General features: G+C 68.0%; 18 protein-coding genes and 3 pseudogenes. 11 read left to right on the top strand and 10 right to left on the bottom strand.

What is annotated here, in order from left to right; translation table 11 throughout:
• Positions 1 to 448: 448 nt before the first annotated feature.
• Together AB0M82_RS00580 and AB0M82_RS00575 are read left to right on the top strand one after the other, a co-directional pair.
• The gene (locus tag AB0M82_RS00580; RefSeq protein ID WP_364716099.1) at positions 449 to 805 is read left to right on the top strand and encodes a hypothetical protein; all 357 of its coding nucleotides are present in this window, start codon (positions 449 to 451) and stop codon (positions 803 to 805) included.
• On the top strand, positions 795 to 2174 hold the full coding sequence (locus AB0M82_RS00575) for a hypothetical protein (RefSeq protein WP_364716097.1): 1380 nt from the start codon (positions 795 to 797) through the stop codon (positions 2172 to 2174). The genes AB0M82_RS00580 and AB0M82_RS00575 overlap by 11 nt, the downstream gene beginning before the upstream one ends.
• Positions 2175 to 2321: 147 nt before the next feature.
• Here the strand turns inward: AB0M82_RS00575 and AB0M82_RS00570 are convergent, their stop codons facing one another.
• Positions 2322 to 2510 (bottom strand): CHC2 zinc finger domain-containing protein, encoded by a 189-nt coding sequence (locus tag AB0M82_RS00570; protein ID WP_364716697.1) that lies wholly within the window; start codon positions 2508 to 2510, stop codon positions 2322 to 2324.
• 130 nt (positions 2511 to 2640) lie between these two features.
• Here AB0M82_RS00570 and AB0M82_RS00565 point away from each other — a divergent pair.
• Together AB0M82_RS00565 and AB0M82_RS00560 are read left to right on the top strand one after the other, a co-directional pair.
• Positions 2641 to 2904, top strand: a pseudogene (locus tag AB0M82_RS00565) (helix-turn-helix domain-containing protein); the annotation flags it as partial.
• A 482-nt stretch (positions 2905 to 3386) separates the two neighbouring features.
• Entirely contained in the window at positions 3387 to 3719 is a 333-nt protein-coding gene (locus AB0M82_RS00560; RefSeq protein WP_364716094.1) for a hypothetical protein, read from the top strand.
• A gap of 307 nt (positions 3720 to 4026) precedes the next feature.
• Here the strand turns inward: AB0M82_RS00560 and AB0M82_RS00555 are convergent, their stop codons facing one another.
• Positions 4027 to 7113 (bottom strand): GDSL-type esterase/lipase family protein, encoded by a 3087-nt coding sequence (locus tag AB0M82_RS00555; RefSeq protein WP_364716695.1) that lies wholly within the window; start codon positions 7111 to 7113, stop codon positions 4027 to 4029.
• Positions 7114 to 7596: 483 nt separating this feature from the next.
• Between AB0M82_RS00555 and AB0M82_RS00550 the strand changes: the two genes are divergently transcribed.
• On the top strand, positions 7597 to 8010 hold the full coding sequence (locus tag AB0M82_RS00550; RefSeq protein ID WP_364716092.1) for a hypothetical protein: 414 nt from the start codon (positions 7597 to 7599) through the stop codon (positions 8008 to 8010).
• Positions 8011 to 8018: 8 nt separating this feature from the next.
• Here AB0M82_RS00550 and AB0M82_RS00545 read toward each other — a convergent pair whose 3' ends face one another.
• The 5 genes from AB0M82_RS00545 to AB0M82_RS00525 all read right to left on the bottom strand — a co-directional run bounded on the left by AB0M82_RS00545 (position 8019) and on the right by AB0M82_RS00525 (position 11785).
• A complete protein-coding gene (locus AB0M82_RS00545) occupies positions 8019 to 8372 on the bottom strand; it encodes a hypothetical protein (RefSeq protein ID WP_364716089.1) in 354 nt (117 codons plus the stop codon).
• A gap of 366 nt (positions 8373 to 8738) precedes the next feature.
• Positions 8739 to 9323, bottom strand: a complete 585-nt coding sequence (locus AB0M82_RS00540; protein ID WP_364716086.1) for a hypothetical protein — start codon at positions 9321 to 9323, stop codon at positions 8739 to 8741.
• Positions 9320 to 10624 carry a caspase family protein gene (locus AB0M82_RS00535; RefSeq protein ID WP_364716083.1) on the bottom strand — a complete coding sequence of 435 codons (1305 nt, stop codon included), beginning with the start codon at positions 10622 to 10624 and terminating at the stop codon, positions 9320 to 9322. The genes AB0M82_RS00540 and AB0M82_RS00535 overlap by 4 nt, the downstream gene beginning before the upstream one ends.
• 57 nt (positions 10625 to 10681) lie before the next feature.
• On the bottom strand, positions 10682 to 10861 hold the full coding sequence (locus AB0M82_RS00530; RefSeq protein WP_364716080.1) for a hypothetical protein: 180 nt from the start codon (positions 10859 to 10861) through the stop codon (positions 10682 to 10684).
• 105 nt (positions 10862 to 10966) lie between these two features.
• Positions 10967 to 11785 (bottom strand): SAM-dependent methyltransferase, encoded by an 819-nt coding sequence (locus AB0M82_RS00525; protein WP_364716078.1) that lies wholly within the window; start codon positions 11783 to 11785, stop codon positions 10967 to 10969.
• 490 nt (positions 11786 to 12275) lie between these two features.
• Between AB0M82_RS00525 and AB0M82_RS00520 the strand changes: the two genes are divergently transcribed.
• From AB0M82_RS00520 to AB0M82_RS00500, 5 genes and pseudogenes are all read left to right on the top strand, one after another.
• Positions 12276 to 12773, top strand: a complete 498-nt coding sequence (locus tag AB0M82_RS00520; RefSeq protein WP_364716076.1) for a hypothetical protein — start codon at positions 12276 to 12278, stop codon at positions 12771 to 12773.
• An 81-nt stretch (positions 12774 to 12854) separates the two neighbouring features.
• A pseudogene (locus AB0M82_RS00515) lies at positions 12855 to 13091 on the top strand (23S rRNA (adenine(2503)-C(2))-methyltransferase RlmN); the annotation flags it as partial.
• Positions 13092 to 14140: 1049 nt separating this feature from the next.
• Positions 14141 to 15709: an ISL3 family transposase gene (locus AB0M82_RS00510; RefSeq protein WP_364716073.1), complete on the top strand. Its 1569-nt coding sequence runs from the start codon at positions 14141 to 14143 to the stop codon at positions 15707 to 15709.
• A 70-nt stretch (positions 15710 to 15779) separates the two neighbouring features.
• Positions 15780 to 16028 (top strand): hypothetical protein, encoded by a 249-nt coding sequence (locus AB0M82_RS00505; protein ID WP_364716071.1) that lies wholly within the window; start codon positions 15780 to 15782, stop codon positions 16026 to 16028.
• Positions 16018 to 17124, top strand: coding sequence for a sugar ABC transporter substrate-binding protein (locus AB0M82_RS00500; protein WP_364716068.1), 1107 nt, complete (start codon positions 16018 to 16020; stop codon positions 17122 to 17124). The genes AB0M82_RS00505 and AB0M82_RS00500 overlap by 11 nt, the downstream gene beginning before the upstream one ends.
• A 397-nt stretch (positions 17125 to 17521) precedes the next feature.
• On the opposite strand, the gene AB0M82_RS00495 is transcribed toward AB0M82_RS00500, so the two are convergent.
• The 3 genes and pseudogenes from AB0M82_RS00495 to AB0M82_RS00485 form a co-directional block, all read right to left on the bottom strand.
• Positions 17522 to 17677 carry a hypothetical protein gene (locus AB0M82_RS00495; RefSeq protein WP_364716715.1) on the bottom strand — a complete coding sequence of 52 codons (156 nt, stop codon included), beginning with the start codon at positions 17675 to 17677 and terminating at the stop codon, positions 17522 to 17524.
• Positions 17674 to 17841 carry a hypothetical protein gene (locus AB0M82_RS00490; protein ID WP_364716065.1) on the bottom strand — a complete coding sequence of 56 codons (168 nt, stop codon included), beginning with the start codon at positions 17839 to 17841 and terminating at the stop codon, positions 17674 to 17676. The genes AB0M82_RS00495 and AB0M82_RS00490 overlap by 4 nt, the downstream gene beginning before the upstream one ends.
• Positions 17842 to 17962: 121 nt before the next feature.
• A pseudogene (locus tag AB0M82_RS00485) lies at positions 17963 to 18070 on the bottom strand (MmcQ/YjbR family DNA-binding protein); the annotation flags it as partial.
• Between the two features lie 122 nt (positions 18071 to 18192).
• Between AB0M82_RS00485 and AB0M82_RS00480 the strand changes: the two are divergent.
• The gene (locus AB0M82_RS00480) at positions 18193 to 19077 is read left to right on the top strand and encodes an AraC family transcriptional regulator (RefSeq protein ID WP_364716062.1); all 885 of its coding nucleotides are present in this window, start codon (positions 18193 to 18195) and stop codon (positions 19075 to 19077) included.
• Positions 19078 to 19097: the final 20 nt, after the last annotated feature.

Below are 19097 nucleotides of genomic sequence, written 5' to 3'. Positions count from 1 at the left end.
CGATTCCACATGGCCAACGGTGCCTGTGTCGAAGAAGCGACATCAAGCCTCCGATCGGGCGGCGACTACGGAGCGGACGGTGCCCGGTCCGGCACGCCCCACTGCGCCCTCTCGCGGTAAGTTATCGGCGCGGTCCGATTCACCTGGTTGGGTACTCCCGGATCCCAGTGCCAGAATCCTCGGTCATGAGCGACCACGTCGCCCCGGCGACCGATCTGGCGGCCCCGCAGGCATGCTATGCCCGGCGACCGGCGACTAGCTAGTTGGCTGCGGCATTCCGTCATCACGGGCTGGTGCCGAAAATCGGTGATAGGCAGTTCCGATGACTGGACCCGTGCGAAGCACCGCTTATCTAGGCCCCGACAAGGGAAGACAGGGCGGCCTTGCCACATGGTCGAGCCCGCGCGCGCCGATGCGATGCGGGCAGTGAGACGAGAAGGGACGGACGGTGGATCTGCAGATCCAGATCGAGGACGGGGCGATGGATGACTACATCGCGCTGGCCGACTGGCTGAATGGCGTACGCGACTTCCGCGGCCGCGTCCGCCAGATCACCGGCCCGCCCACAGAGGGGGCGCTGGGCGGGGACTGGGTCGAGATGCTCACGGTCGCGGTCGGCTCCGGCGGGCTCGGCGTCGCCCTGACCAGCTCGCTGAACAAGTGGCTGGAGACCCGGCGCGCCGATCTCGTCGCCAAGGTCACCGTCACCTCGAAACGCCGCACCGTGAAACTGCGCGCCCGTGGCGCCAACGCCGAGGCGGTGCAGCTGCTCAGCGAGATCCTGCGGGACGCCGATGAGCAGTGACCCGCGCATCCCCGACGGCTCCCGGGCGATCCTCATCGGCGTCCCCCGCTACGAGAAGGACGCCAGGTACCGGTCGTACACCGCCGTCGGCAACAGCGTCGAGGGTATGTATAAGTTGCTGGTCGAATCGAGCCTGTGCGGGTGGCGCGAGGAACAAGTTGAGAAGATCATCAATCCCGCCAACGCCGGTCAGCTCATGGGCCGGCTGCGCCAGCTGGCGGCCGAGACGACCGGAGTGCTGCTGCTGTACTTCGTCGGCCACGGCCAGCCCAGCGAGCACACCGGCGAGCTGTGCCTGGCCATCACCGACACCGACCACGCCAACCCCGACGCGACCGGCCTGGAGTACTCCAAGATCAAGAGGATGCTGCACAGCGGCACCCCCGCCGCCACCAGGATTGTGATCCTGGACTGCTGCTACTCCGGGATAGTCATCGGGGGGCTGGGACCAGATGACCTGGCGGATCTGAGCGACTGCGCAGGTGCCTACACCCTCACCGCCGCCGACGAGCGTGCCCGAGTGCCTCTCGACGACCAGGGCAACCCGCGCACCGCGTTCACCGGCGAGCTGTTGGACCTGCTGGCCCGCGATGGCGTCCCTGACGGCCCGCCGGGCCTGACGCTCGGGAAGATCTTCCCTCTCCTGCGACAACGGCTGATGACCAAAGGGCTGCCCCGCCCCAACCAGCGCAGCGACGACTCTGTGGCCGCGTTCGTGTTCGCCCGCAACGCGGCGGGACTTGCGGGCACAGCCGTTTCGCCAACTGCGGCTGCTACCCATGTGCATTCTGACGAGCCGGCCGATTCCGGTGAACCCGGCACACGGGACTCGTCCACCGGTCCACTCATTCGCTGGCTCACCCGACATCGGGTGTTCCTTGGCGCTTCTCTTGGCACCGTTCTCGCCGCCGCCGCCGCCGCCGCGGTGGTGTTCGCCATGAACAGCACCCCGCCAGTTGGGCCCCCCACGCCCAAGCCCTCGACGACGGTCCAGCCCTCGACGTTCACTCTATCCGGCACGTTCACTATCAAGGTGTCATCCAGCGACGTGCGCTATGGTCCGCTCATTAAGACGACCGCGCGGGGCTGTTACGGGACCGGCGTCTACGCGGACATTTCCGCCGGTACGGCGGTGGTCATCACGGACCCCGAAGGTCAGCAGGTCGGGGTCGGCGCCTTGCAATACGGTCAGCTCCCCAACGGGAACAGCAACACCTGTGTGATGCCCTTCTCCGTTCCGGGCGTGCCACGCGGCCTGCCGTCCTACTCGATCACGATCTCCCACCGGGGTACGCAGGTGGAGACGCCGCAAGTGGCGCAGACCGGGGTAGCCCTGGGGCTATGCCCCAACGGCTGTGAGCCCTCGTGACCGGATCTCACTCGTCACCGGCGTCCGGATCGCGCAGCGGCCGCAGCCCGCCGGTCAGGTCGGGGCGTGTCATGGGGTGGGCTGTGAACTGTCCCGCGCAGTCCTGGCTCACCGAACAAGCAGCCGACCTGCCGCCGTTGCGCGTGATCAGGGCCGATGGCCGATCTTGGCCGCGAACATCCGGGCGTCGCCCCCGACACCGCAGTTGAAGCAGTGGAACGTGCCGTGGTCGGGCCGGACACGGAGCATTGGCGATCGGCAGAACGGGCAGTCGCCGCGCAGCTGCCGCTCGCCCAGCGGGCTCAGCGGCGTGTACTGCGCGACGAGATCGGCGATCCGGCCGTTGCCTGGTGGTTCCGGCTCGGGCGCCGAGACAGCGGTCGACGTCACAGCCCGAACGGTGTCGTCGCTTCGTGAAAACTGACCCCCAGGAGTCTTCGAAAGTTGACCCCCTCTGAGGTAGAGGGTGCTGAACGTGGAGGACTGGGCGGAGATCCGCCGGTTGCATCGGGCTGAGGGCGTGCCGATCAAGGAGATCGTCCGGCGGCTGGGGATCTCGCGGAACACGGTCCGGGCGGCGTTGAGGTCCGAGGGGCCGCCGAAGTATGAGCGGGCTTCACGGAGGTCGGTGGCGGATGCGTTCGAGCCTCAGATCCGGGCGCTGCTTGCCCAGTGGCCGCGGATGCCGGGACCGGTGATCGCGCAGAAGATCGGGTGGCCGCACTCGATGTCGCCGTTGAAGAAGAAGCTGGTGGAACCGCTGATCACCCCGTTCGCCGGCGCCGCGGTCGCCCTCCCGCGCGGCCGCAGCGCCAGCCAGGCCGGGCTCGTCCCAGAGCGGTCCGCTGGCCGATGGCCAGTAACGCCCGCGCGGCGAGAGACGTCTTCTTGTCAGCGGCGACATCGAGCCGCAATCAGGCCCGGCGGCAAGGACCCCGCGCCTTGCCGCCGGGCCCGTGAACTGCCGATTCACCCGTTCGCCGCGATGGCTGCCGCTCAGGACAGTAGGAGCTCGCGGGTGCCGGGAAGGTACTCACCTGGGTAGCCGGCCGGAGCTCCCAGAACGGCCGCGACGTCGTCTTCTCCGGGGCGACGAACCAGCGATAGTCAGGCAGTTCGGTACGCAGCCTCGCATGCACCGGCGCTGTCGTTCAGTGCCTTGTGCCGGCCGGATTCGCGACCATGGCCCGCTGCGCTGGCCATAATGGTTGGGTGAGCGAGCCGATCCCGCTGTTCCCGGTCACCCGGGTCGACCCGGTGCAGTTCGCCGCGGCGCAACACCGGCTCTTCACCGGGATGCGGCTGCACATCGGCCGCTCCGACATCGCCCACCAGGTCGCCTGGGTGCCCTGGATCAACAGCCTCACCCTGCCCGCGCCCGCCTGCCATCAAGGCTGGTCCGGGCTTGGCGCCGGTGGCGAGATCACCCCGACTCACCAGGAGGTCAGCTGCCGCAAGTGCCTGCGGCTGGCCGGCGAACCCGACGATCCAGCTCAGCACGCCCTGTTCGCTTTGCCCGAGCCTGGAGCCCCCGTTCTGTCTTGACCTGCCGCGACTGGCACCCGGGTTCTGGCGGAGTTCGCGCCGCCACAGACACGGTTCGTGCCCAACCCTGGTGCTGCTTGCAGCCGGTGATTCAGAACCAGTGCGGGCGGTAGGCGCCGCCCACCCGGGTCGGGCACTGGTCTCCCGGCCGCAGCGGGAGCTCTCCGGCAGCGGTTTCGGCCTGGGCGGGCTTTGGCGGCGTGTCGTAGACGAGTTCATCGTGCCGCGTGCAACGCCGACATGGCTCGGCCGGGTGTGTGTTCGCGTCCTGTCCCGGCAGGGGGACAGGACGCGAACACGGCTTCGGTTACCGGTCGCCCCCGTTGATGCCGGCACCGACGGCAACGGGGCTTCTCGTGCCGTCCGGGTTAACCACCCTGGCGAACGGATTGGTGTCCACCGCGCCGACCGACGCCGCGGGACGGGTGCCCGGCTGGGCACTCGGGGCACTGCCGGCCGGGCGCTGCGGAACCACACAGTTGGACATCCCGGATTCATAGGCGCCGTTGACGGCCGTCACGCAGAACCGGTAGTTCCACACGCCCGGGAACAGGAAGCCGACGCCGTAATGAGTGCCGTCGATGATGGTTTCGTCGGCCGCCGGCAGGGTGCCGCCGCCCTCCAGGATTCTGGACGTCCACAGCCGGTAGCCGGCCGCCGCTGCCGAGCCGTTCCAGTCCAGCTGCACCGTAGTCGGATCGACGGTGGTCACCCGCAGTTCGGTCGGCGCCGGTGGCGTGGTGGTGCCGACCGTCACCGGCCGGGCGACCCCGGGCAGGCCACCGCCGACGGCGTTCCAGGTGACGACCCCGACGATGTAGTGGTGGCCCCGGTTCAGCCCGTCCACCCGCACCCGGTTGCCGCGGAAGCCGGTGCCGGTCAGCCAGGCACCGGGCGTGTCCTTGTCGAACAGCAGCAGCTCGTACCGGTCGATGGTGTCGGTGTAGGGGCCGGTGGGTGGGGTGATCTCGACTTCGACGCCGTCGCCCTCGGCGGTGGGCCGGCTGATGATCTTCTGCGGCGGCGGCGCCGTCTTCGGATGAGCGACCGCGCTGACCGTGCCGGACCATTCCGATTTGGTTTCCGTGCACGTGCGGGGAGGATCCGTGGTCGAGTCGCGGGGGTCCCAGGCCGGGCGGCAACCGTAGTTGGCCCGCACCTGGTATTCCCAGGTGATGCCGTCCACGGTCCACGTGGTGTCGATCCGGTTGCTGAGTGCCTTGCCCTCGCTCCACGCTGTCTGGCCGGCGATCCGTGACCGGACGTCGTAGTCGACGGCCCCGTACACCGGGCCCCACGTGACCGTGACGCCGAGCGGGCTGGATTTCGCCGCCACCGCGTAGGGCCCGGCGACGCGCCTGTCGGGCACGTTGCTGATGCCCATGCCCCTGGCGCCGAAGCCGTAGTCCTTCTGCAAGACCTCCGCGAACGCTGCGGCGAGTTGGTATTCCCCGTACTCGTTGGGATGCAGGCCGTCGTACGCGGATTTGCAGCTCTCCGGGGAGCACGAGTACCGGGCCGCCCAGTCGACAAGGCTGATGTCGGAGATGGCGTTGCCCGCCTGCCAGTCCGCTATGGCCTGGGGCAGGAGGCTGTTGTAATGGCCGGTCTTCTGGATGAGGTCGTCCCGGCCGCCGATCTTCGTGCGTTGTGGCACGTTGGCCACCGCGAAATCGACATTCGGGTTGGCATCGCGGGCCTGGGCGACGATCTGCCCGACGTCGTTCAACGTGCCGTATTCGTCACTGACAAACCAGCCCATGTCGTTGAAGCCGACCGCCAGCAGGATCAGGTCGGGCCGGTAGGTCTCCACCTCGTGCCGGATGCCCAGCTTGACTTGCGCGGCCTGACGGCCCCAATGCGCGTAGTGGTCGCTGTCGAACTTGATTTCATTCGGCCGGTCGGGTCCGTAGCCACCGCCGATGCGCAGCCCCTGGTCGGCTGGAGTTTCGCCCTGCAGCAACGGGGGCCGGGGCGGAGCCGCCACGTCGGGGGTGAACGTGCCGGAGTAGGGCCCGACGAAGTCGACGGCGACCTTCTGGTTCCGCAGCCACTGCCACAACCGGTAACGCCAGGTGAAGTCGCCTTCATGGCCCTGCGTGATCGAATCGCCGACGATCATTACCCGGCGAACCGGGGCGATAACCCAGTGGTTGCCTCCCCCTGTTTCAGCCGCCGCCCGCATCGGATGTACGCATCTGTTCCAAGAACCGGAACTGGAAGTAAACTGCCCAGTATACTCCCACGACAAGCAATAGCTGGAATCCTTCTGGGGCTTGATCTGCACGTCGCGTCCTTCGCCGGGCACATCCGCGTCGACGATGGTCATCTTCTGTTCCGGCGGTACGTTGTCGCGTTCCTTTATGCACGGCGCCGTCTTCATGGCACCGCTTCCCCCGAAAACCATGCACCCGAGGCCCGGATTCGCATTGGCGATCTGTGCGGTGTTGTCCGCCGGATTGTAGTTCTGGAAGAGCCAGTTCTGCTCGCCGCGCAGATCGTCGTCGACGGTTGCCGTCTCCGCCGGGCTCGTCACCTGAAGCGTGGCCCCGGTACCCAGTGGTGCCTCGGTCGCGGTGACCTGGAACTGGGACGCCGTGACGGCCAGCGCCGACACGAACTCCACGGGCCAGTGGTCCGAACCGGCAAGGTTGGCCGTGACCTGCGGGGCGAGGATGCCGACCAGGTCACCGGAGGTGACCATGTAGTCCAGTTCTGAGCCGTTCCGATGCGTCGCCCTCCCAGTGCTCGCGACGATCCCGAGGCGGCTGCCGTTGGCATCGCGCGGCATGTCCCGGATCATCCTGTTCGGGTCCCGGTTGAAATCGCCGAGCACCATCCAGCTGTTCCCGCCCGCCGCGGTCGCGATGTTCCGGATCAGTCCCGGCATGTCGTTACCGCTGCCGGAAAGCCCGTGCACGGTGAACACCCAGGTCGTGCCGAATCGCACCCCGAACGCCGACCGGCTGCCGCTGAAACCGCCCGGAACGATCACCACCTGCTGCGGTTCGCGAGCGGTCGCTATCGCCAGGTTCACGCGGTGCCCATTCACATCCTCTTCCATGAAGTAGACGTGCTGGATTCCGCGTCCGTATGGCCAAAGATAGTGGAACACCTGCAGATTTCCCAACCTGGCGACCGGGGTTTGTTGCCGGTCCCCCGGCGGCGCGGAACCCGCCTCCTGCAGCGCCACGATGTCGTGCGAAAGAATGTTGTCTGTGCTCCTGCCCTCAAGCATGGGGCCGACGCCGTCCGTCCATTTGCTCTCGCCCATCATGGTGCCGCCCTGCAGGTTCCAGGTGGCCATGCGCAGGTTCGTGATGTCCTGCGGGGCGGCGCTTGCCTCCTGCGGTCGGCTGATGGCGGTCGCCGTCAACGTGGCGCCCGCCAGCATCACGATCACGATCAGGCCGTGGAGTGCGCGAGCTCTTCGTGTCCGGCGTCGCCTCCAGGCTCCCGGATGCCGAACTTCGTCCATCCCCTGTATTCCCCTCTTCGAGTACGCCGATCAACGTGAACCAGCTACCGCCGATGGAGACCTGCAATGCCGGTGCCTGCGGCAGGCCGGGGCACCGGGCCGGCCCGAAAAGATCGTCATGGGGAACAGCCTCGACAGAAATCGTCAGTATCCGGTCAAGGCGCTGTTCGAATGATGTCAGGCCGCTCTGGTCGGGCCGATGTCCTCCCGTGTACTGGCCGCCGCGGATGCCCCTCGAACACGCCGACTCTCTGCTGCCGCGATCGACGGCATCCTGCTGGCAATCGACGGTGTCCGCCATGCCGACGGATCGATCACCCCGCTGCGCGGCGCCGGCGCACCCCAGAACCGCATCGCCCCGACTACCCGACAGCAGCAAGACGGAATGGAATCAGCACCTTGAACCCCAGCGTCACCGCACTAGCCGAGGCCACACGTCGACGCCGTCAGAACGCTGAGAAAGTTGTCGAGTCTGCGCTGCGGGAGGCCCGCACGCTCCGCGCGCCGGTCACCTTCGCCGGCATCGCTGCCGCGGCCGAAGTGTCCACCGACTTCATCTACCGCCACCCTGAACTCCGCAGCCAAGTCGAGGGCCTTCGGCGAGCCCGCTCGGGGTCACCGGCCAGAGACGCAGGCGAGCAGGTCGACGCCGATGCCGCGTCCAGCACGCTGGTCCGCAGGCTCAGCCAGCAACTCGCCGACACACGCCGCAAACACAGGGAAGCGATCGCTGAACTCCGCCGCGCCTTGGAGGCCGCGCACGAAGAACTGCTCGTCCTCCGTCGCAGCCACACCGCCAGAAGCAGCGACTGACTCCGTGATCAGTCGCCGTCACCATGCCGACCGTTGACGCACCGGCCGGGCTGTCCCTTGAGGCAGACCTTCCCACCGATGATCTGCAAGCCCGCGTCGTCGAACGCGGTCACCCAACTGGCTGCGATCGCGTGCTGCGCAGTGGCCAAGGGGACCAGCTGCGAGCACACGGCCTGGTTGAGCTTGTTCTCCACCGCATCCTTCGGATTCGGGATTTTCCCAGGCTCCACCCACAGGTTGCGCGGATCATCCGGGGCGCCCGCTAGTTCAAGACTGACGTCGTGATCGAGTTCTCCCAGGGTGTCGGTGGACAGGCTATAGGCAGTGTCGATCTGCCGCTTGATCTTGTTGGTCTTGGACACCGGTGGCCGCACGGTTTTCGTCCAGCCGGTCTTGCAGATGGTGTCGTTGATGTTGGCTTGGGTGACCGCGGGATTAACGGCACCAGGGGTGCACTTGGGGTCTGGCGTCGGCTGGCCGTCCCGGCTGCCCAGCTTGCACGTTCCCGCAGCGGGGATCGGTGCAGCGCTGTCCCCGTTCGGCAGCCCGGCACTCGACTGTTCTGACGCGGACGGCTCGCCGGTGGACGACGCAGCCGCGTGTTACCACGGCCTGCCGAGCAACCCACTAGCCCGATCGCGCACGAGAGTACCGCCACGGAAACCACAGCCACCTTCTACCTGACCAAGCGCGAAGTCGGCGCGGCAGTGGCGGCCGTGCTCACGTGATCACGGTGGACCCGGGCTGCTCCTGCGGGCCGAGGTGGGCAGCGTCGGCCCAGCGGCGCTTTCGACCGTCTGGCGCACACTGGCGACAATGCGGGTTCTCAGCTCCGGTGGTGCGTGCTCGCCGCCCGCGCACCGGGCCACTTTCAGCTTGAGCCGTTCGAGCCCGGCGAATGTCTCCAGGCAGGAAGCGCATTCCTCGAGGTGCTCTCGCATCTCGGTGCCGGCCTCCGCTTCGCCGTCGAGGAGCAGCCACAGGTCGGCGACGGCGTAGTGCGGATCGTTCCCCGTCGTGACGCCTGCGTCCGATCGGCGGGCCCGGGCACGGGCAGCGATCTCCGGGTGCCGGAATCCCACCTGCTCCTCGTCCGTCCCCGGGTCCATCCGGAGAAGCAGAGGTTGCAGCGCCATCAGCTGGTCCCGCAGGGGACCCAGCCGCGAGGGCCCGCCAAGCGCTGACACGGCCTGCAGCAGGTCGGTGATCGGCAGCGTCCGGCCTGGCCCGGTGTCGGCGAGCGCCGCGAGCAACGCAGTTGTCCCGGCTCGATCCATGAGCCGGTCGTAAGCCTGCGCCAGCGCCGGCTTCATGCGTGCTCCCGCAGGGCGAGGTCGGCCAGCGCGCGAGCGACGGACCAATCGCCGTCGGCGGTGTCGATCAGCGACGCCGCTTCCTCCTGGGAAACGGTGCGCCGGCGGAAGTAGTCGGCCAGTTCCCGTCGTCCTGCGGGGCCGAGGACGACGTCGCCCTCGTGCTCGGCAGCGGTGACCACTTGGACGTGGGCGAGCCCGGGACCGGCCGACAGCCGCGGCACGATGCTCGACGCGGCAGGCGAGGCGTCGATGGCGAGTCGGACCCGACGGCCGGTCAAGGTCCGCAGCAGGTTTTCCAACGCCGGCACCGTCGTCGGCGCGTCCGGGGCCGAGCCGGTGAGCTGCCGTGCCAGTACGGTGGCGGCCAGGTCCGGCGAGTCGGCTTCGGCGGGGAAAGCGACCGCGTCGACCAGCCGTTCGGCGGCGAGCGCGGCCAGCAGCGTGGACTTCCCGCTGCCACCCGGCCCGGTGACCGTCACACACCGGCTCCGCCGCGTCAGCCGGCGTACTGTCCCGGCGAAGGCCGGCGTCGGCACGTACCAGCGGGTCAGCTCCGCCACGATCGCCGACGTGGTGCGGTCGGGCATGCTCGACGCCCGAGCGGCGTTGCGGGCCAGCCATGACGCGTCGTCGCCGTACCGCACCGCCCGGTCGCCGTCGAAGGACAGGTACTGCGAGGTCTGGTGCGGGCAGGCCGCAGTGAGGATCGGCTTGAGGTCGGAGCAGCGAATCCGGTCACCGCAGTCCTGATGACCCTTGCGTAGCACCGCGGCCAGCGACCGGCTGAAGCAGCCGCCGGAGGCGGTCCGTTCGTTGCTCGCCGTGAGCACTTCGAACCGTCGGCCCGCGGCCCCGATCGTCCGGACCCAGTGTTGAGCGGCCTGCGCTGCGCCGATTCCGGCGTGGCAAGTGTCGAGCAACAGGATCAGGCCGTCCAGCAGTGAGTACTCACGGACAGCCTCCTTGATCCGTTGCGCGAGCAGGTACGCACGAGCGGAATTTGCCGGGCACGAGCTGTCCTGAGCCATCACGTAGAAGTCTTCATCGGCGTATTCGCCGTGCCCGATGATGGCGATGATCAATGACTCTTCGTTGTCCGAGGCAGTTCTCACCGCATCCTCGACCGCCGCGTCCAATTCCCGAACCGTCGGATCCAGCAGTAGCTGAGCCGTGTGGCAGTCACCCAATGCCGGGTCCTTCAACACCTCATGAAGGTCACGCGCGGCTTGCGGCAGGAAGGACAGACCGGCCAGCGAAGCACATTGAGTGCCGATGACGAGGGCGCGGCGGTCGGACACCGCACAAGCATCTACGACAGGTCCGATCCGGGGCAATGTCCCTGCCGAAGCTGACGACTACGGACCGCTGTCTCCGGATCGATCGGCCATGCCAGGGGCGATGGCGATGATCGCATAGTCCGGACGCTGCTGGAACACTGCGGTGGTGGACTCGGTGACCTGGCCCGCGCTGGCGCACGCCGCGGTGAGGATAGTCAACAGCGCGAGGGATTGACGACCGAAAGCCTCCTCAACCATCCGTGGCTGCCGCAACTGCAGTCTGCGCAGTTGTTGAGCAGCTGCGCGAGGCGGACAGCGGGAGTTCGCCAGTGCAGACGCCACGCGGCGCGCGGTCCGGGGCATCTACCGCTTCAGCGCGACGCCGCCGAGCGCGGCCCGGACAGCGACGTCCGGGTCGTCCGTTGGGGCGGGCCGCCACTGCTCGACCGGGACCAGCCCCGGGTCGAGGATCTCGAGGCCGCCGAAGAACCCCATCAGCTCGTCGCGGCTGCGCAGCACGCCCGGGGTGCTGCTCTGCTTGCTGACCTTTTCCAGGTTCTTCAGCTGGTCCTGCTCGATCTCGTCGACGTCGGCCGGGCTGATGTGCGACAGCACGTAGCGAGAGCCGGACGGCAGCAGCTCGCGATAGGCCTGCACCGCCTCGCGCACGCCGGTCGAGTCCGGGAGGAAGTGCAGCACCGCGACGGTCAGCAGGCCGATCGGCTTGCCGGGATCCAGGACGCCGGTGTCGAACGCGGCGTCCCAGACCTCCTCGGCGTCGCACAGGTTCGCGTGCAGCACCGCGTGCCGGTTCCGGTCGCCGTTCTTCTCCAGCAGCAGCCGCGCGTGCGCGACGGCGACCGGCTCGATGTCGACGTACACGCACCGGCTGTCCGGGGTGACCTCGTCGGCGACCTCATGCACGTTGCGCATGGTCGGGACGCCGGAGCCGAGGTCGAGGAACTGCGTGATGCCCTCGGCCAGGCAGTGCCGCACCGCACGGCCGAGGAACGCCCGGTTCGCGCGGGTCGCCTCGCGCAGCAGGGGATAGGCCTTGAGCGCCTGCTCGCCGTACTGCCGGTCGATGGCCCAGTTCGCGGTGCCGCCGAGCGCCCAGTCGTAGGTGCGGGCGGCGTTGGGCCGGTCCAGGTCGATGCCTTGCGAGGCGTAGTCGGGCTTCACGCCGTCCTCCTCCGTGCTGGGGTGCCCCGCAGAGTATTCACCACGGCTCGATGCTGGGCGCGACCATCGGCCGAGATAGCGGCCGGCGGCACGATGCGATCGTGGCCGGGTGAAGATTTCCGATCCCGTGGGTGGCAAGTGGACGGTCGTCCGGCAGGACGACGGCTGGGGGCGGCGCCGTCGACGGGGAGGGCGAGGCGGCGGCAGGCTAGAACAGGACGGTCTGGACGGGGTCGATGCGCATCAGCCCCGCGGATGCGGTCTGCGTCCCATCCGTGCTCGGCGACGACGTCGCGGAGCTGGTGGGAGCGCTCCGCGCGTTCGCCCCGGTCCAGTCCGCTCCACGTGCGGTGCCACCAACGTCCTCCGCCGCGGCCTTTGTCGGCCATTCTGCGGAGGTTGTCGGCTTGAGTGCTGAGCCAGATGTGGTGGATGGCAGGGTGGGCGCCCGCCGGCCAGAGATGTCGCCAATGCCGACGTCCTCGACCAGGTGCTCGACGAGAGTCAACGGCTGCTACACAACGTACTCGCCGCAATGGCGACGCGCGTCGCACAACTCCGCCGGTTCATCAAGCACAACTTCGACGCCGACGGCCCGATCGCCACCGAGTACCACGAACGAGTCGCCGCACTGTTCGCCGGCGATGTCACAGCAGTTTTTCTCCAAAAGATGCGCAACGAACTAGCACATGTTCAGCTGCCGATCGTCTCGAGCACAGAGACCATCACTGCCGGTTCGGCCACCGTCGCGATCGTGTTGCCGTGCGACGCCCTATTGAAGTGGACGGATTGGAACAGCAAGATCATCAAATGGCTGGCGCAGCAGCCGAGCGGTGCGGTCGACATCTGCGAACTCCTAGATGGCTACACGCGCCAGGCCAGCAACCTCGACGATTGGCTGCATCAGCGGATCGGGACCGAGTACCGCAGCGAAATCGATCAGTTCACGGCTGCCGAAGACACCTTCTTCCGGTCGCGTGGGTTGTAAGGCGCTGACGGGCCATGAGCTGGGGTACACCCGGTGAGGGCGGCCCAGGCGCGCAGGTGGGGGCGTGAGACTGGTCGGGTTATGACTGCCCTTCCGCTCGTCTTCGACGCCCCCAAGCGCGGCCTGCCGCCGCGCCACCTCGCCGACCTCTCGGTGGCCGAGCGCGCCGCCGCGGTGGCCGAGCTGGGGGAGAAGCCGTTCCGCGCGAAGCAGCTGTCGAACCACTACTTCTCGCGCCTGACGGTGGACCCGGCGGAGATGACGGACACCCCGGCGGCTTCGCGGGACCCCTTGGTATCCGACTTGATGCCGACGCTGCAGCCGGAATGCGGCGTACTCAAAGTCAGATCGGCCAACAACGAGCAGGTCCGCCGGCGTCCTGGTTGCCAGCACGGCGCGCGTCCAACATCGCTTTGCTGACATGAGCTCAGTCCCGGCTGGGCCTGCAGAGCCGGACTGGCTGATCCGGGCCCGGGCCAGGCCGCGCCGGGACACCCGCACCGGCGGGTCCGGCTCCCCGCGCATCGCACAGGCGAGGGGGTCATGCCTCGGAAGGCCTCTCGTCGTCCGGCCCGGGCTTATGTGTCGCGGGCTGATCCCGGTGAGAGCCTGCTGTGCGTACGGCGGGCTGTCTGGCGGGGGCGAGCGAGGTTCCGGCTGTGGAGGAGTCCGAAACAAGCTCGGTCTTGCTTTCGTTCACCAGGTGACGGAACGGACCGACCTCACGCCAGAGGGCGTATAGAAACACGATGCTGGCCGTGATGAAGTAGCGCCACCGTAAAAAGGGCGGAACGACCTCACGCCCAAGGGACGTATAGAAACGGGCCGAGGTCGAACTGGAGCCCGCTGTAGTAACCGGGCGGACCGGGTTCACGCCAAAGGGCGTGTAGAAACAGTGCTGGCCTGTCCGCTCGGACCGATCTTCCGCTGCCCTCGGACGGACCGACGTCACGCGCAAGGGCGTAGAGAAACTGTCCATGACAGTCGAGGGACGGAAGTGCTGGGTGGAGAGGGGACTGGGCTGCGTGCGATGCGTGGCGGCCGCGCCGTTTGGGCGCGCGGCGCCGGCACGGTAGTTCCCGGTGTGCTAGGGCCAGCGGAACTCCCCGGCCTCTACGACGCCGACACGATGGTCGCCGCACTGAGCGTGTCTGGCTGCCGTGGATGATGACGTGTAACACCAGCGGGCCGCGACCGACTTTCGGGCTCTGGCGCAAAGTTCGTGACGGGCTGAGCCCCGGTGGCTGAGCGGCCGATGGCCTGGTTGATCATGTTGGTGGTGCGACGATCCTGGTCTGAAGACGCTGTTTCCTCACCTCGCTCCGCTGGCGATCGAGCAGGTTGTTCAGCAAGGGACACAGCTCGAGTTGCAGGCCAGGGTTCGTCAGGTCGATGCAGCCTGCCCGGGTTGTGGCGTCCGGTCCGGCCGGGTGCACAGCCGCTACCAGCGGTTCCTGTCGGACCCCGCGATCGGTGGGCAGGAGACGGTGATCCGGCTGCTGGTGCGGCGATTCTTCTGCAACAACCCTGACTGCCCGAAGCGGACGTTCGCCGAGCAGGTCCCCGGCGTCACTGTTCCGCACGCGCGCCGGAGTCCGTTGCTGCGTACGATGTTGGAGAAGGTCGCGTTGGCGCTGGGCGGCAGGCCCGGTCAGCGCCTGACCCGGCAACTGGCGGCGGAGGTGTCCCGCTCCACGCTGCTGCGGCTGATCAGGGCACTTCCGTTGCCAGAAGCAGGAAACCCGTCGGTCATCGGGATCGACGACTTCGCGATCCGAAAAGGTCAAACCTACTCAACCATCGTGATCGACATGGACAGCCACCGCCCTGTCGATGTATTGCCGGACAGGGAGGCCGCCACCGTGGCGCGATGGCTGGCCGCCCAGCCCGACGTCGAGATCATCTGCCGGGACCGCGGCGGCAACTACGCGTCCGGTGCCACCACAGGAGCCCCGCAGGCGATCCAGGTCGCGGATCGGTGGCACTTGTGGAAGAACCTCGGCGAGGCCGTCGACAAGGTCGTGTTCGCTCACCGACATTGCCTGGCCGAACCCACTGCCGAAGACGATATGCAGGCACCGCAGCCCCCTGCGCAGGCAGGCGAGGCAGAAACAGCCATCGGTCAATCCACTGTGGACGATCCGGAACCTGAGATCCAGGCCGCCACGCCAGCAGGCACGAGGCTGGCCATACGGACCCGGGAGCGCTACGAGGCGATCCATGCATTGCGTGCCCAAGGCGAGGGCCTGCGCGCGATCGGCCGCGAACTGCAGCTCGATCGCAAGACAGTCCGCAGATTCGTTACCGCGGCCAGCGTGGAAGAGCTGCTGGCCCAGATGACCTCCCGCGCCGGCCTCCTCGACGACCACCTGCCCTACCTTCAGCAGCGCTGGAACGACGGCTGCACCACCGTCGACGTGTTGCTCGCCGAGCTCCGTCAACGCGGCTACCGCGGCGGCGTCCGTACCGTCTACCGCCACCTGCAATCGCTGCGCGCGGCCCTGCCACCACCGAAGGCATTGCCAGCCCCGGCGCCCGCGACCCCGAAACCCCGCCGCGTCGCCCGCTGGATCATGACCCATCCCGACCACCTCAGCGACGACGATCAGCGTCGGCTCACCGCGATCCTGGACCGCTGCCCACACCTGCAAGCCACCCGAGCACACGTCGGCGCGTTCGCCACGATGATCCGCGACCTGCGCGGCGACCGACTCGAGGAATGGGCAGAACGCGTGCTCACCGACGACCTGCCCCCGCTACGCACCTTCGTCAACGGACTCCGCGGCGACCTCGCAGCCGTGACCGCCGGCCTCACCCTGCCCTGGAGCAATGGGCCCACCGAAGGCACCGTCTGCAAGATCAAAGCCCTCAAGCGGCAAATGTTCGGCCGCGCGAACTTCGACCTCCTCCGACGCCGCATCCTTCTCGGCAATTGAACCCACATCACGAACTTTGCGCCAGAGCCGACTTTCGGGACCAGCGGTCACGCGAGGATTGGAGCCGGTCTTGTTTCGACGCAAGCCCGTCGATGAGCACACTGGCCCGCTTGCCGAGTTCGTCGCGCTGCGGGCGGAGATTCTGCACCTCGGTGAACAGCAGTGGAAGGCGACGGCGTTCCTGATCACCACGACCGGCGCGGTCTTCGGGTTCGCGTTGTCGCTGCCTGGCCGGATCCCGCTGTTGCTCATCGTGCCGTTCCCAATACGGCTGGGACGACTACTGGACCACCCTCGCGGCGGGCCTGGTGTCCGGTGAAGGCCCGGACGTGTTCGTCTCGCACTTGAACCACTATCCGGAGCTGGCCGGCCAGAACCAGATCATGCCGATCGACGACGTCGTCGAGTCGAAGCAGGCAGACCTGTCGATCTACCGCAAGGGCCTGGCTGACCTGTGGGTCAGCCAGGACGGCAAGCGTTACGGCCTCCCGAAGGACTACGACACCGTCGCGGTCTTCGCGAACCAGAAAATGCTCGACGACGCCGGGATCACGGCGCAGCAGCTGAACTCGTTGGCGTGGAATCCGCGGGACGGCGGAACGTTTGAGAAGACGATCGCCCACCTGACCGTCGACAAGAAGGGCGTCCGCGGTGACCAGCCCGGTTTCGACAAAGCGAACGTCGCGGTGTACGGCCTGGGCCTGAACGGGTCCGGCGGCGGCTTCGGGCAGACGGAATGGAGCCAGTACGCCTTCAGCGACGGCTGGACCCACTCCGACAAGAACCCGTGGGGCACACAGTGGAACTACGACGATCCGAAGTTCGTCGAGACGATCGGGTGGTTCCAGTCCTTGGCGAAGAAGGGCTTCATGCCGACGCTCCAGGTGGCCGGCGGTGGCAAGGTGGGGCGCCAGCCCGACAACTACGGCGCGGGCAAGTACGCGATGGTCACCGAGGGAAGCTGGAACACGAAGACCTATTTCGAGCTGAAGGGCGTGAAGACGACGATCGCCCCGGTGCCGGCCGGCCCGAACGGCCAGCGGGCGTCCATGTTCAACGGGCTCGCGGACAACATCGCGGCCGGTACCCAGCACCCCGCCGAAGCCAAGAAGCTGCTGGCGTTCCTGGGGTCCAAGGCTTGCCAGGATCTGATCGCGGCCGAGGGCGTCGCCTTCCCCGCGGTGGAGTCCTCGGCACATGTCTCGAAGGACGCCTTCGCCAAGCAGGGCATCGACACGGCGTCGTTCCAGGTACCGATCGACCGGAACAGCACGCACCTGGCCCCGGTGGCCCAGCACTGGACCGAGCTGCAGGCGGTGATGAACCCGGCCATGGATGCGATCATGAGCCTCACGGCCGGACCGGACTCGCTCAAGGCGGCCAACCAGCAGGTCAACGCCCTCTTCGCCCGCTAGCGCGGACCGCGGGCACAGCTCGATGAGACCGGGCAACCCCGCCTCCGGTCGCGGATAGCGGCAGGGTCGGTTCGGTCGGTTCCATCGGACTCTCGGATCGAAGGCGGACGTGTGCGGACGCGACAAGCGTTGCACGGGACACGGACGAGCGTGGGGCTCAGCCGCCGGCGGGAAGGCTCGCGGCGCTCATCGAGCCTCTGGGCGGTCGCGTCGCGGTAGCCGTTCGACGACCAGGTCGTAGGAGTTCTCGACCGCGTCGACGACCAGTCGCTTGGTGATGCCGGGGCCCGGCCCCAACGAGATCCAATGCCGTTTGTCGAGATAGCGGCCCGGTGTGATCGTGGCATAGCCGCGTTCTTGCGCGGGCGTGTTCGGGTTCGCACTTGACCGTGATGATCTAGTCGTCCGGGTCGTCGGTGACGATCAGGAACACCTTGCCCGCCACCATGTACACGTCCAAGTGCTCGGTGAACGGGTAACCGTGGTCCGTCCCGGGCAGCGCGAGGGCCGTGGCGCGTGCGGCGTCTTGAAGCCGGCCGCCGGCCGCGCTCACCGAGCCGCCCGCGTGCCGCTGCCGTAGGTGTGCGGGTCGACAGGCTGCTCGGCCTTGGGCAGGCCGGAGACCACGAGCAGGTAGGAGTCGGTGACGAGCTCCTCGACCAGCGTTTTGTCGATGCTCTCGCCGTCCTCCAGCGTGATCCAGTGCTTCTTGTTCATGTGGTAGCCGGGGGTAATGTGGCTGTTGCGTTCGCGCAGGGCGAGGGCCTCGCCGGGGGTCGGCCTTGAGGATCACGACGGGGCGCCCCGGGACTTCGGTCATCAGCATGAACACCTTGCCGCGGACCTTGAAGACTTCCCAGTCGGGGCCGAAGGGGTGCTCCAGCCGAGCTCCGGGAAGTTCCTCGGCGCAGTCGGCGGCGGTCTTCTGCAGGGTCGATCCGTTCATGGGGCCTTCTCGGGTGGTGACGGGCTGCGGCACATCCCATCCTTCCCGCCAATTCGATCAAGACAGCGGTAGACTGCGGACACGTGATGGTCGACAAGCGACATTCCAGGGCGAGCGAACCGGTGGCGGTTCCGTTGTACGGTTTCCGGCCCCCGGTCGGCACTCCGTACGGCCTCGAGGTGATCACCGTCGAGGATTTCTTCGCCCAGCACGACGACTGGCCGTGGAACCCGCCGCTTCCGGGCCGCGCGACCTTCCACTACCTGATCCTCGTCACCGAGGGCTCCCTGCAGCACGACGTCGACCACGTCACGCGCACCGTTGCGCCCGGCCAGTGGCTGTGGGTGCGTCCCGGGCACGCGCAGTGCTGGCACCCGCCCGGCACCGCCCGCGGCCCGTTCATCCTGTTCGAGCCGGACCTCCTGACGTCCGCCACCGCGCGCCTGCTGGCCCCGCTCACCGCGCACGACGCCCCCGCCGTGCTGACCCCGCACCCCGATGACACGCTCTGGCTCCAGCAGACGGCGTTCCAGCTCCTGGACGAACACCGGGCGCTCGGACGCCGCCCTCTCGATGTCCACCACGCCCTGCGCCGCAGCCTGCTCGAATCGCTGCTGCTGCGCCTGGCCAATTCCCTCGGCGTCGCTGCCCCCGACCCGACGGCCGGCGGAAGCCGAGGTGACACCTACGGACGGTTCCTGGACGCCCTGGAGCTGCACTTCCGCGAGCTGCACCTGGCCGCGGACTACGCCGAACTGCTCGGCTGCTCGGTCCGCACCCTCAGCCGCGCCGCCCAGGACGCCACCGGCCACGGAGTGCGTGAACTCATCAACGAGCGGCGGCTGCTCGAAGCCCGGCGCCTGCTGGGAGCCGCCCAGTGGGACGCCCGGGCCGTGGCCGCTCACCTCGGTTTCACGGATCCGGCGAACTTCGGCCGCTTCTTCCGCGACCGCACCGGTCTCACCCCGGCCGCCTTCGCGGCCCGCGGAGCGAGGACTCACCCGTGACCAGGGCGCCGCGCCGACCC

The organism is Amycolatopsis sp. NPDC051128 (assembly GCF_040682715.1).
Lineage (GTDB): Bacteria > Actinomycetota > Actinomycetes > Mycobacteriales > Pseudonocardiaceae > Amycolatopsis.
The sequence above is the reverse complement of the archived record's forward strand: the minus strand, read 5'-3'. Positions and strand labels throughout refer to the sequence as shown.